This window comes from Allolucifera butyrica, from assembly GCF_900476375.1.
Taxonomy (GTDB): domain Bacteria; phylum Bacillota; class Negativicutes; order Sporomusales; family UPPP01; genus Lucifera; species Lucifera butyrica.
In genome coordinates this window covers 1-12973 of the sequence record NZ_UPPP01000065.1, presented here as the reverse complement: position 1 = coordinate 12973, position 12973 = coordinate 1, and the positions used below count along the sequence as shown (strand labels likewise).

The window sequence follows — 12973 nt, the reverse complement described above, 5'->3', positions numbered from 1 at the left end:
GAGGAGAAATATGGGTAAAAACAAATATTCGATAGGGGTCGATTATGGCACCCAATCCGGCCGGGCCCTTCTGGTGGATGTGGCGACAGGGCGGGAAATCGCCACGGCGGTAGTTCCCTACAAAGACGGAGTCATTGATGAATATTTGCCGGGGAGCCGCATTAAACTGGGGGAAGACTGGGCGCTGCAAAACCCTGATGACTATTTGGACGTGTTATTTACCGCCGTGCCGCAGGTTTTAGCAACGGCCAACGTGGATTCGGACGATGTGATCGGTCTGGGCATTGATTTTACGGCTTGTACCATGCTGCCTGTCAGCAAAGACGGTAAGGCCCTTTGCCAATTGCCGGAATATCGTGACAATCCTCACGCCTGGGTCAAATTATGGAAACATCACGCCGCTCAGGAGGAAGCCAACCGGTTGAATGAAATTGCGGCGGCGCGGGGCGAAGAGTTTTTGGCCCGCTATGGCGGCAAAATTTCTTCGGAGTGGCTGATTCCGAAGATTTGGCAAATTTTAAATGAAGCGCCGGAAATTTATGCTGCTGCCGACCGGTTTATGGAAGCAGCCGACTGGGTTACCATGCAGATGACGGACGTCGACGTCCGTAATAGCTGCACGGCGGGCTACAAGGCAATCTGGCACAAACGCAAAGGCTATCCGTCGCCGGAATTCTTTAAAGCCCTGGATCCGCGGCTGGAAAACCTGGTGGCGGAAAAACTGAACAGCCCGATTCTGCCTATTGGCGACAAGGCTGGTGAACTTAAGGCGGCGATGGCGGCCAAAATGGGCTTGAAACCGGGAACAGCCATTTCGGTTGCCAACGTGGACGCTCATGTGTCGGCGCCGGCGGTCAATGTGGTAGAAGCCGGGAAAATGCTCATGATTATGGGAACGTCCATTTGCGATATCCTGCTCGGAACGGCCGAAAAAGAAGTCAGCGGCATGTGCGGCGTGGTGGAAGACGGCGTGGTACCCGGTTTTTATGGCTACGAAGCCGGGCAATCCGCCGTAGGTGATATTTTTGAATGGTTTGTGGAAAATTGTGTTCCTGCCGATTATACAGAAGAAGCCGGGCGGCGCAAGATTTCCATTCATCAACTTCTGGAAGAAAAGGCGTCGGGCCTGAAACCGGGTGAGAACGGCCTGATTGCACTCGACTGGTGGAACGGCAACCGGTCGGTTCTGGTTGATGTAGACCTGACCGGCGTGTTGCTGGGCGCTAATTTGCTGACCAAACCGGAAGAAATATACCGGGCGCTGATTGAAGCAACCGCCTATGGCAAAAACATGATTATTGAAACTTTCCGCGAAGCGGGTGTGGCCATCAACCAATTATATGCCTGTGGCGGGCTGGCGGAAAAAAACCGTATGCTCATGCAGATTTTTGCCGATGTGACCAATATGGAGATTCACGTTTCCGCCTCGGCGCAAACTCCGGCTTTGGGGGCGGCCATGTTTGGCGCGGTGGCGGCCGGTAAAGCCGTGGGCGGCTATGACAGTATTTTTGCTGCTGCGGCCCAAATGGCGCGGATCAAGGAAGTTTATAAACCAATCGCCGCTAACGTGGCGCTTTATAAAAAATTGTATGCCGAATACAAGATCCTGCATGATTATTTCGGACGGGGCGCTAATGATGTCATGAAGCGGCTCAAAGAAATCAAACGCAGTGTCAAAGGCGAGTAATTGACTGACCGGCGTGAGTTTTCCAGCGATGGGAGTTGAATTCATGGCCGGAGAAAGTATCCATCGCGGTTGTCAGGAGCCTTTGGCTTCCTGGCAACCTTGTTTTTCAACCGAACCTGAAAAAATGCCCGTAGATCAATTGGAAAGGAGCAATGATTCATGCTAAAAGAATTGAAAAGAAAAGTGTGGCAAGCCAATTTGGAATTAAAAAAACAGGGCCTGGTGATCCATACCTGGGGAAACGCCAGCGGGATCGACCGGGAGAAACAACTGATCGTAATTAAACCCAGCGGAGTGGAGTATGATGAACTGCAGCCGGAAGACATGGTGGTACTCGACCTCGACGGGAATCAGGTGGAGGGAAAATTACGGCCGTCTTCCGATACGCCGACGCATTTGGTACTGTATAAAATGTTTCCGTCCATCGGCGGTGTGGTTCATACCCATTCGACCTGCGCCACGGCCTGGGCGCAGGCGCAGCGCCCCATTCCCCCTTTCGGCACAACCCATGCAGATTATTTTTACGGGGATGTCCCTTGCACCCGTCCCTTGAAAGCTGAGGAAATTGAGGGCCAGTATGAAGCGGAGACAGGCCACGTGATTGTAGAAACTTTTCAGGGAAAGGAACCCCTCTATGTCCCGGGGGTACTGGTGGCCAACCATGGGCCATTCACGTGGGGAAAAGATGCGGCGGAAGCGGTGTATCATGCCGTGGTTCTGGAAGAAGTAGCCAAAATGGCGATGTATTCCTGCGGTTTACAGGGATCTTTAGCACCGATCGACCGGGTTCTTTTGGATAAACACTTTATGCGGAAACATGGCAAGAATGCCTATTATGGGCAGTCCAAAAAATAAGGAGGGAAACCAATGGCCAAGGTAACGGTAAAGGAAACGGAATATAAACAATACGGAAAATGCGTGTCCGTTTCCAATGGGGTGGTGGATCTCGTCGCCACTGTGGATTGCGGGCCCCGCATTATCCGTTTCGGTATTACGGGACAGGAAAACGAATTTTGCGAACACGAAGGCGCTAAAGAAACTTATGGCGGCAAGTTCTGGCATATCCGCGGCGGACACCGGCTATGGCACAGTCCGGAACACGACCCGCGTTCTTATATCGCCGACAATGATCCTGTGGAGTATCACCTGCTGGAAAACGGCGTTCATCTGGTACAGAAACCCGAGGAATGGGTGCAGATTCAGAAAGAAATGACGGTGACGCTGGCTGCCGGCAGCAATCAGGTTACGGTTACACATAAATTGATAAATAAGAATGCCTGGCCGGTGGAACTGGCAGTATGGGCCCTTACGGTCATGGCGCCGGGCGGCAGGGAAGTTGTGCCGCAGCCGTCCCGGGATACGGGGCTTTTGGGCAACCGGCTGCTGGCCTTATGGCCCTACAGCAAGATGAACGACCACCGGATATACTGGGGCGAGAAAATGATTGCCCTGAAGCAGGACCCCAAAATGCAGCCGCCTTTTAAATTCGGGATTCCCAATGAGGACGGCTGGGCGGCCTATTTTAACCACGGCAACCTGTTCATTAAACGGTATCAGCATCAATTGGACGCTAAATACCCGGATTTCGGCGTGTCTTATGAAACATATACGACCGATTTTATGCTGGAGATGGAATCGCTGTCGCCGCTGGTCCGGCTAGAGCCGGGTGCTTCCGCCAGCCACGCGGAAAGCTGGGAACTGATTCCCGGAGTGGGAACGCCGGCGCAGGATGAAGCCGGCCTGTTGTCGCTGCTTAGTAAGTACACAAGAAAGACCTAAAGGCTCTTTAGGTAGAAGGAAAGTATTTTACTTTTTCTTTATCTTGCATCGTCCCGGCACAATGTGATATAATAACTTAGTATTAAGTGGAGTGGGCTATTTAAAGAGAGGTGCAAGATAAGGTGAAAGAAAAAATCCATCCGAATTATGGTGAAGCCAAAGTAGTATGTGGCTGCGGCAATACTTTTGTGACCGGTTCCACCAAAAAAGAACTGCGTGTGGACGTTTGCTCAAAATGCCATCCGTTCTATACCGGCCAGCAGCGGAATATAACCGCCGGCGGACGTATTGAGAAATTCAATAAGCGTTACGGTCAATAAGACTAATGGGGCAGCAGAGCAGCGATGCTCTGCTGTATTTATATCCAAACATATGGGCCGGCCGGTCGCGGCTTGCTCTGAGAGGAGAAATACTGTGGCGAAACCGAAAGTTTATATTGGCGGCCAGGCGGTTATTGAAGGGGTTATGATGCGCGGTCCGGGCTACATTGCTACGGCAGTGAGGGAACCTTCCGGCGAGATTACCGTCCGGAAAGACGCCGTTACGTCTGTAACCGAGCGGTATCCCATACTCAAAAAGCCGTTGCTGCGGGGTGTGGTTGCTTTAGTGGAATCCCTGATTTACGGCTTAAAGTCTTTGTCTTTTTCCGCGCAGGCTGCCGGTGAGGAAGGGGAAGAACTGACAGCGAAAGAGATTGCCGTGACTATGGTGGTTTCCTTAGGCCTGGCGATTGTTCTGTTCGTAATAATTCCAACCTATGCGGCAAAATATATTCACAGTACCATTACCGATTCCCGGGTGCTCAATTTGTTAGAGGGTATTTTGCGGCTGGTTATTTTTCTGGCCTATATTCTGGGTATATCTCTAATGAAAGATATTAAGCGGGTTTTTGAATATCATGGTGCGGAGCATAAAACGATCTATGCCTATGAGGCAGGCGTGCCTCTGGATGTGGACCATGTACGGCCTTTCAGTACCCTTCATCCCCGTTGCGGCACCAACTTTTTGCTGATTGTCATGGTGGTCAGCATTCTGATGTTTGCTTTTTTGGGCTGGCCTGACCTTTGGCTCCGGATTGTATCCCGGATTGTACTTTTACCGGTGATAGCCGGGATTTCCTATGAAATCATCCGGTTTGCCGGCAGGAGTGAGCAGAAATGGGTAACCTGCGCTATCACCCCGGGTTTATGGCTGCAAAAACTGACTACCCGTGAACCCAGTGACGACCAGATCGAAGTGGCGATCCGCGCTTTGGAGGCCGTGCGGCCGGTGCCGGAAGAAGCTATGGCGACTGCCGGAGCCGGGGAAGAGAATAAAGAGGAGAATGTCGATGCTTGATAAATTGCAGGCAATTGAAGATAGATACCTGGAGCTGGAAGCGCTGATCAGCGATCCGGACGTAATGGCCGATATGAATGTCTGGCAGAAACATACCCGGGCTCACTCGAAGCTGACTCCGGTCGTTACGGCGTTCCGGGAATTTAAAAACGCGGAACAGGCAATGAATGACGCCCGGGATATGCTGAAAGAAAAATTGGATGACGATTTCCGGGATATGGTGGAAGCCGAATTGGCAGAGTTGAAAAACCGGCATGAAAAACTGAGCGGGGAATTGAGAATTTTACTATTGCCGAAAGATCCCAATGACGATAAAAATGTCATTATCGAAATTCGCGGCGGTGCCGGCGGCGATGAAGCGGCACTGTTTTGTGGCGATTTGTTCCGCATGTATATCCGCTATGCCGAAAAACAAGGCTGGCGGACGGAAGTCATGGATGCCAGCCCAACTGATTTGGGCGGTTTTAAGGAAGTTGTATTTGTCGTGGAAGGGGACGGCGCTTATTCCCGGTTCAAATATGAAAGCGGCGTTCACAGGGTGCAGCGGGTTCCGGCGACGGAAGCCAGCGGCCGGATTCATACCTCGACGGTAACCGTCGCGGTATTGCCCGAAGCGGAGGATGTGGATGACGTTCTGGTCAACCCCAATGATTTGCGGATTGATACTTATTGTGCCAGCGGCGCCGGCGGCCAGTATGTAAATAAAACGGAATCCGCCGTACGGATTACGCACCTGCCTACGGGAGTCGTCGTCCAGTGCCAGGATGAAAAATCGCAATTGAAAAATAAGGATAAGGCCATGCGCGTTCTCCGGGCCAAATTGCTGGAAATCGCCCAGGAAGAACAACGGGCCGAAACGGCGGAAGCCCGGAAAAGTCAGGTGGGTACGGGCGACCGCAGCGAGCGGATCCGCACCTATAATTTCCCGCAAGGCCGGGTCAGTGACCACCGCATTGGGTTAACCCTTCATAAATTGGATTTTATTCTGGACGGCGATCTGGATGAACTGATCAGTGCCCTTAGTACTGCTGACCAGAGCGAACGTCTGAAGCAGGTTGAATGAACATGACGACGACGAGTGAACAATGGACCATCGGCAGCATTCTCACATGGACCGGGCAGTACTTCCGCGAAAAGGGGATTTCCAATCCCCGTCTTGATGCGGAAGTACTGCTTTCCCATATCCTGGGAAAAAGCCGCCTGCATTTATATGTGAATTTTGACCAGCCGCTGGAAGCGAGGGAACTGGCGGCATTTCGCGAAGTGGTAAAAAAACGGGCCCAGCGCGTACCGGTGGCTTACATAACCGGCTATAAGGAATTTATGGGGCTGGATTTTATCGTAAATCCCCATGTGCTGATTCCCCGGCCGGATACGGAAATTTTGGCCGAGTACGCAGCCAGCCGGCTGGCCCAAACGGTTAACCCATGTATAGCGGATATTGGCACGGGCAGCGGCGCGATTCTAATCAGCCTGCTTCACAAATTGGCGGCGGCGGCGGGAATTGCCGTGGATATTTCCGGTGACGCCCTGAAAGTGGCGCAGCAAAATGCTGTCCGGCACGGTGTGGAAAGCCGCTTGCAGTGTAAGCAAGGTGACCTGTTTGCGCCTCTGGACGGTCAGACTTTTGACGCCGTTGTCGCCAATCCGCCCTATATTGTGGCGGCGGAGGTGGACAATCTGGAGCCGGAAGTCCGCTGTGAGCCGCATTTGGCGTTGTCGGGCGGCAAGGACGGCCTTGATTTTTACCGCCGGATTATAAAAGACGGGGCTGCCTGCCTGAAGCCGCAAGGTTTTATGGCTTTAGAAGTTGGTATGGGTCAGGCCCGGCCGGTGGCTGATCTGGCGGCCCAATCGCCGCGGCTGAGGATGACGGAAATTTTGAAGGATTATGGCGGTATCGAACGGGTAGTCATTTTGGCGTTATCGGAATAGGAGGTTTTGTATTGTGGTGGTAACAGAATATTACACGGTGGATAAAGAGCATCCGGATATAACGGTTCTGGAGCGGGGAGCGGTTGTTCTGCGCCGGGGCCGTCTGGTTGCCTTTCCGACGGAAACGGTTTACGGTCTGGGCGCCAACGGTTTGGATGAGCGGGCTGTCGGCGGCATCTATGAAGCGAAAGGCAGACCTTCGGACAATCCACTCATATTACATATTGCCGACAAACGGGAGGTCGAAAAGCTGGCCCGGGAAATACCGGCCAATGCAGCCGCGCTTATGGATGCATTCTGGCCCGGACCGCTGACGCTGGTGCTCAAACGTACCCCGGCGGTGCCGGATGTGGTGACCGGCGGTCTTGATACGGTGGCCATCCGTTTGCCCGCGTCGCCCGTGGCCCGGGAACTGATCCGGCTGGCCGGTATACCCGTAGCGGCTCCCAGCGCCAATACGTCCGGCCGCCCCAGTCCGACTACGGCCGGGGATGTTCTGAATGACCTGGATGGAAAAATCGAAGTAATTATTGATGCCGGACCTTGCGATATCGGAGTGGAATCGACGGTGATCGACTGTACCACGCCGGTGCCGACGCTGTTGCGGCCGGGCGGCGTTACGCTGGAGCAGCTCATGGCTGTACTGGGGGAAGTCGAAGTGGACCCTGGTCTGGCCGGCAGAAAAGACGTGGTTCCCCGGTCCCCGGGTATGAAGTACCGTCATTATGCGCCGAATGCGCCTCTGATCCTGTTGGAAGGAAACCCGGGACGGATCCGGGAAAATCTGCAGGAGAAAATTAAGCTTGCTCTTGAAGCGGGGCAAAAAGTAGGTGCTGTCGTTTCTCAAGAGATGGCCGGAGCCTTGCCGGCAGGAATTGTTACGGCAATTTACGGTTCCCGCCGTGACCCGGGAGAAGCAGCGGCCGGACTTTATACGGCCCTCCGCCATTTTGATTCACACCCCGTCGATATTATCTATGCGGAAGGAATCGAGGAACAGGGCCTGGGCCTTGCCGTTATGAACCGCCTGCGCAAAGCATCCGGCTACCGGATCCTTACCGTCTGAACGGACATATAACGTCTTTTCGCCTCATATAAATGGATGTATGGAGGTGAGGGCGTGAGCTTTCTGGAATTGCTGGTATTGAGTACGGCACTCGGAGCCGACTTGTTTTCAGCATCCATTCCCATCGGAATGAACCGGGTGCGGCTGAAGGTGATTCTCCGGGCGTCCATCGTCTTTGCCCTGTTTCATATTGTGATGATTTTGACCGGCTATCATGTGGGTCATTGGCTGGACAACATGGTGGAGCATGTGGGGACCTATCATATCGAGTATCCTGCTCTTATGGTGCAAAACTGGGCCAGCGCCTTCGGCGCCCTTGTATTGGCAGGTTTGGGACTTTGTATGATAAAAGAGAATCTGGCCCCGGGCAACAATGAAAATGGTTCCTGCCACCCATTGCAAGGATCGGCTTTATTTATGCTGGCTTTCAGTGTCAGCGTCGATGCGCTGGCGGCCGGATTCAGCATGGGAATGATGGAAGTGGATTTATTAAAGCTCAGCGTGATTCTGGGAACAGTCATTTTTGTGATTGCCGTTTGCGGCCTGGGTCTGGGAAGAAAGGCGGGGCGTTATCTGGGAACGTGGGCGGAACTGGCCGGCGGCCTGGCGCTGATTCTACTGTCTATCCATGTTCTATGGACAGCATTATGCTAAAAATAAAAAATGGTCGCGACTGCGCCTTGAATGAAAGACTGCATGAGCGGTCTTTTTTATTATTTTCAGAAGGGCTTTTCCGCGCCCTGAGCCCCGCGCCACGAGCCGAAAAGCCGCGTCGGCGGTTTTTCTTATAGCGCCGGCCTGATTTGGTATGATAAAATGTTCTGGGACATACTATTATAGGGAGTTGAAACGATATGTTGCGTATTTTAATCGTATGTACCGGCAATACCTGCCGCAGCCCGATGACCGAGGCTCTGTTGCAGCGCAAAGTAAAAGAAAACAATTTGACGGAAATAATCAGGGTGTTGTCGGCGGGAATCGCTGCCGGCGCTGATTCCCCCGCGTCCGACGGCGCGGTACACGCCATGGGACTGAGGAATATCGATCTGTCGGCGCATCGTTCCCGTCAATTGCTGTTTGAATATATTGAAGCGTCCGATTTGATTCTGACGATGACGGAGCGTCATAAGCGCGCCGTGCTTCAATTGGCGCCGCAGGCCGGAGCTAAAGTATTTACGCTGGCGGAATATGCCGGAGAAACGGTGGATATAGCCGATCCGTTTGGCGGCAGCCATGCCCGGTATGAGGCCTGTGCACGGCAAATAGAAGACCTGGTGAATAAAATCTGGGAAAAGATTGTCGATTTGGCAGGAAAAAAAAGTTAGACAGAGAATCAAGAACAAAATATATAATTGGATGCTGGAGGGTTGAAAATATGCGTGTAGCAATTGGCAGTGACCATGGCGGGTTCCATTTAAAAGAGGAAATTAAGAACTTTTTAACGGAAAAAGGGATTGCTTTTCAAGATGTCGGCACTCATTCTACCGAGTCTGTTGATTACCCCGACATTTCCCTGAACGTGGCCCGGACGGTGGTCTCAGGGGAGTGTGACAGGGGCATTCTTATTTGCGGTACCGGCATCGGCGTCAGTATTGCCGCCAACAAAGTGAAAGGAATCCGGGCCGCCTTGTGTCATGATGTGTTTTCAGCACAGATGTCCCGGGAACATAACGATGCCAACATTTTAACAATGGGGGAACGGGTGGTTGGACCCGGGCTGGCGTTAGCAATTGTTGATAAATGGTTGACGACCGAATTCATCGGCGGACGTCACGCCCGCCGGGTTTGCAAGATTGCCGATATTGAAAAATAGAGGTGGAAAAAATGCAAGAGGCTCTAGGCATTGATTCTCAGGTAACCAAAGCGGTGGAAGAATTACTGGCCTTGGCGGCGCTTCAACCGGGACAAATCCTGGTGGTTGGCTGCAGTACCAGTGAAGTGCAGGGTGTGAAAATCGGTTCAGCCGGTTCGGAAGAAATTGCTGCGGACATCCTTCGCAGTTTGCTGACGGTCTGCAGGGGGCGGAACGTAGCCCTGGCAATTCAATGCTGTGAACACCTCAACCGGGCGTTGGTTGTGGAACGGGCCGTGATGGAACGCTATAACCTGGAACAAGTCAGTGTCAAACCGGTCCGCAAGGCGGGAGGATCCCTGGCAGCTCAGGCTATGCGGGACTTTGCCGATCCGGTCGTGGTGGAAACCATCCAGGCCCATGCCGGTCTGGATATCGGCTGTACCCTGATTGGGATGCATCTGAAACGGGTTGCGGTGCCGGTGCGTTTAGAGCAAAAATACGTGGGGCAGGCCCTGCTTACGGCCGCCCGCACCCGCCCCAAGCTAATCGGCGGCAATCGTGCCGTGTATGAATAAGGTAAGGCAAAAACTTCGCCGGTTTTCCAACGTCCTGAGTCTTATGCTCGGTGCCAACCATGGATTATAAGGAGGAAATTATGAGTATACTTGCCGGTGTTGACCCGGAGATTGCCCGGGCAATTGAATTAGAACGCATGCGTCAGCAAAATAAGCTGGAACTGATTGCTTCCGAAAACTTTGTCAGCAAAGCGGTGCTGGAAGCGCAAGGTTCCGTATTGACGAATAAATATGCGGAAGGATACCCCGCTCATCGTTATTATGGCGGTTGTGAATATGTTGACATCGTGGAACAGCTGGCCATTGACCGGGCCAAAGCCTTATTTGGTGCCGAGCATGCCAATGTACAGCCCCACTCCGGGGCCCAGGCCAATACGGCAGTTTATTTTGCCTGCCTTGAGCCCGGCGATACCATCCTGGGGATGAATTTGGCTCATGGAGGACATTTAACTCATGGCAGTCCGGTGAATATCTCCGGTAAATATTTCAAAATTGTCCCCTATGGTGTAGACACCGTGCACCAACGTATTGATTATGAAGAAGTGCGCCGCCTGGCCCTGGCGCACCGGCCGAAAATGCTGGTGGCCGGTGCCAGTGCGTATCCCCGTCTTATTGATTTTGCAAGACTGGGTGAAATCGCCAAAGAAGCGGGTGCGCTGCTTATGGTGGATATGGCGCATATTGCCGGGCTGGTTGCAGCCGGACTGCATCCCAGTCCGGTTCCTCATGCCGATATTGTGACCAGTACGACGCATAAAACTCTGCGTGGACCGCGGGGAGGACTGATTCTTTGCCGCGCCGCCCTCGCCAAAGCCATTGATAAAGCTATTTTCCCCGGCATTCAGGGCGGGCCGTTAATGCATGTGATAGCGGCCAAAGCGGTTGCGCTGAAGGAAGCAACGGGTGAAGAGTTCCGTCTGTATCAGGGGCAGATTGTTCGTAACGCCAAGGTTTTGGCCGATAAACTGACTGCCACCGGATTTACCCTGGTATCCGGCGGCACGGATAATCATTTGATGCTGGTGGATGTAAGAGGGCAAAAACTTACGGGCAAAGAAGCGGAAAAATTATTGGATGAAATCGGGATTACCGTTAATAAAAACGCCATTCCTTTTGATCCGGCCAGTCCGTTTATCACCAGCGGTATCCGGATCGGTACACCCGCCGTTACTTCCCGCGGCATGAAAGAAGACGCCATGCTGGTCATTGGCGAGATCATCGCCATGGTTCTGGATGCGCCGGGTGACACTTGGGTGAAAGAAAAAGCGGCCGATATGGTAAAAGAGCTTTGTAGTCAGTATCCGCTTTATGCGTAAAATTTTTTGGGGGTTGAATGTAGAGTGCAAGTTAAAATTATTGATCATCCGTTGATCCAGCATAAATTAACGCTAATCCGGGATATAAAAACCGGGCCGAAAGAATTCCGCGAATTATTGGAAGAGGTAGCCATGCTTATGGCGTATGAATTGACCCGCAATCTGCCGCTGGAGGAAACGGAAATCGAAACGCCGGTGGCGAAATGCTGCTGCAAGGTGCTGTCGGGTAAAAAACTCGGCGTCGTTCCCATTCTGCGGGCCGGTTTGGGCATGGTAAACGGAGTCCTGCGCCTGATTCCGGCCGCCAAGGTAGGCCATGTGGGCGTATACCGCGATCCGGAAACATTAAAACCGGTGGAATATTATTGCAAGCTGCCCACCGATGTAGCCGAACGGGAATTTATAGTGATTGACCCTATGCTGGCGACAGGAGGATCTTCCGCAGCGACCATTGACATGTTGAAACGGAAGGGAGCCAAGCATATTAAGCTGATGTGCCTGGTGGCGGCACCGGAAGGCGTACACTATATTAATGAACAGCATCCCGACGTGGAAGTCTATACCGCAGCGGTAGACGACCATCTTAATGACCACGGATATATTGTTCCGGGGCTCGGCGACGCCGGTGACCGGATTTTCGGCACGAAATAAAACGCATTGGCGGGAAAGTTTGTCCGGAAACTCATACTTTGCTTCAAAAAAATGAGACAGGCGCTATGCCCTGTCTCATTTTTGCTGGTTTTGAGGCGCTGGAACGACTCTGTAGTGACGGAATTTCACGTCCTAAGCCCTTGCCGGACGGATTCTCTCGCGCCCTGAGCCTTGCGCTTCGAGCCATGAATTTTTAGCTATATGGCCGGACTGTTGCGGATGACAGTAAGTACTTCATTAATATCCGGTAATTCCGGAATTTCATAGACTTTAATCCAAAGCACTTTGCCTGTTTCATCCAGGAGAACGTTAGCCCGTTCGGAAAAACCTTCTTCCTGACGAAACAGTCCATAGGCCCGGGTGACCTCTCCATGGGGCCAAAAATCGGCCAGCAATTTGACCTTGGCAATCCCTAACTCCTTGGCCCAGGCATTTTTCGCCGGATACGGATCAATGCTTAAGCCCAAAGGAACGGTATTCAACCTTTCAAACTCGGCCCAATGCGCTTCAAGAGATTTCATTTGTTCGGCGCATACTCTTGTCCAAGCCAGAGGATGCCAGGAAAGGAGAACCTTTTTCCCCCGGAAAGAAGCCAGATCAATCATTTCACCGCGATTATCTTTTAGTGCAAAGACAGGAGCACTGTCGCCACTGGTAATACGTTGAATCATTCTAAATACCTCCCTTAGGATTGAATGGAATCCCATTAAGTAGGATTTAATGGATAAATTCTCCGGTTATTTAAATAATCCTTCTTTATTATTATATAATAATAAATTTATTTTATATTTTGTATTATTTTAATTACGTTAAGGAAATTGTATAGAAAGG

The 12973-nt window shown here is 52.1% G+C and carries 15 protein-coding genes; 14 read left to right on the top strand and 1 reads right to left on the bottom strand.

Going from position 1 to position 12973, the window contains the following annotated elements:
* The first annotated feature begins 10 nt into the window (after positions 1–10).
* From LUCIF_RS08750 to upp, 14 genes are all read left to right on the top strand, one after another.
* Positions 11–1687, top strand: a complete 1677-nt coding sequence (locus LUCIF_RS08750) for a ribulokinase (RefSeq protein WP_122627494.1) — start codon at positions 11–13, stop codon at positions 1685–1687.
* 159 nt (positions 1688–1846) lie between these two features.
* Complete coding sequence (locus tag LUCIF_RS08745; RefSeq protein WP_122627493.1) at positions 1847–2542, top strand: L-ribulose-5-phosphate 4-epimerase; 696 nt, start codon at positions 1847–1849, stop codon at positions 2540–2542.
* Positions 2543–2554: 12 nt separating this feature from the next.
* Positions 2555–3466 carry a hypothetical protein gene (locus LUCIF_RS08740; RefSeq protein WP_122627492.1) on the top strand — a complete coding sequence of 304 codons (912 nt, stop codon included), beginning with the start codon at positions 2555–2557 and terminating at the stop codon, positions 3464–3466.
* 122 nt (positions 3467–3588) lie between these two features.
* Complete coding sequence (gene rpmE, locus LUCIF_RS08735; RefSeq protein ID WP_122627491.1) at positions 3589–3786, top strand: 50S ribosomal protein L31; 198 nt, start codon at positions 3589–3591, stop codon at positions 3784–3786.
* A 52-nt stretch (positions 3787–3838) separates the two neighbouring features.
* A complete protein-coding gene (locus LUCIF_RS08730; protein WP_122627490.1) occupies positions 3839–4804 on the top strand; it encodes a DUF1385 domain-containing protein in 966 nt (321 codons plus the stop codon).
* A complete protein-coding gene (gene prfA, locus LUCIF_RS08725) occupies positions 4791–5867 on the top strand; it encodes a peptide chain release factor 1 (protein WP_243638708.1) in 1077 nt (358 codons plus the stop codon). The genes LUCIF_RS08730 and prfA overlap by 14 nt, the downstream gene beginning before the upstream one ends.
* Positions 5868–5869: 2 nt before the next feature.
* Complete coding sequence (gene prmC / locus LUCIF_RS08720; RefSeq protein WP_122627488.1) at positions 5870–6739, top strand: peptide chain release factor N(5)-glutamine methyltransferase; 870 nt, start codon at positions 5870–5872, stop codon at positions 6737–6739.
* A 16-nt stretch (positions 6740–6755) separates the two neighbouring features.
* Positions 6756–7805, top strand: coding sequence for an L-threonylcarbamoyladenylate synthase (locus tag LUCIF_RS08715; protein WP_122627563.1), 1050 nt, complete (start codon positions 6756–6758; stop codon positions 7803–7805).
* A gap of 54 nt (positions 7806–7859) precedes the next feature.
* Positions 7860–8459, top strand: a complete 600-nt coding sequence (locus LUCIF_RS08710; protein WP_122627487.1) for a manganese efflux pump MntP — start codon at positions 7860–7862, stop codon at positions 8457–8459.
* A gap of 200 nt (positions 8460–8659) precedes the next feature.
* Entirely contained in the window at positions 8660–9130 is a 471-nt protein-coding gene (locus tag LUCIF_RS08705; protein ID WP_122627486.1) for a low molecular weight protein arginine phosphatase, read from the top strand.
* A gap of 50 nt (positions 9131–9180) precedes the next feature.
* A complete protein-coding gene (rpiB, locus tag LUCIF_RS08700; protein ID WP_122627485.1) occupies positions 9181–9618 on the top strand; it encodes a ribose 5-phosphate isomerase B in 438 nt (145 codons plus the stop codon).
* A gap of 11 nt (positions 9619–9629) precedes the next feature.
* A complete protein-coding gene (locus LUCIF_RS08695; RefSeq protein WP_122627484.1) occupies positions 9630–10175 on the top strand; it encodes a TIGR01440 family protein in 546 nt (181 codons plus the stop codon).
* Between the two features lie 80 nt (positions 10176–10255).
* Positions 10256–11491, top strand: a complete 1236-nt coding sequence (glyA, locus tag LUCIF_RS08690) for a serine hydroxymethyltransferase (protein ID WP_122627483.1) — start codon at positions 10256–10258, stop codon at positions 11489–11491.
* A 24-nt stretch (positions 11492–11515) separates the two neighbouring features.
* Entirely contained in the window at positions 11516–12142 is a 627-nt protein-coding gene (upp, locus tag LUCIF_RS08685; RefSeq protein WP_122627482.1) for a uracil phosphoribosyltransferase, read from the top strand.
* 197 nt (positions 12143–12339) lie between these two features.
* Here the strand turns inward: upp and LUCIF_RS08680 are convergent, their stop codons facing one another.
* Entirely contained in the window at positions 12340–12813 is a 474-nt protein-coding gene (locus tag LUCIF_RS08680) for a redoxin domain-containing protein (protein WP_207857285.1), read from the bottom strand.
* Positions 12814–12973 lie beyond the last annotated feature (160 nt).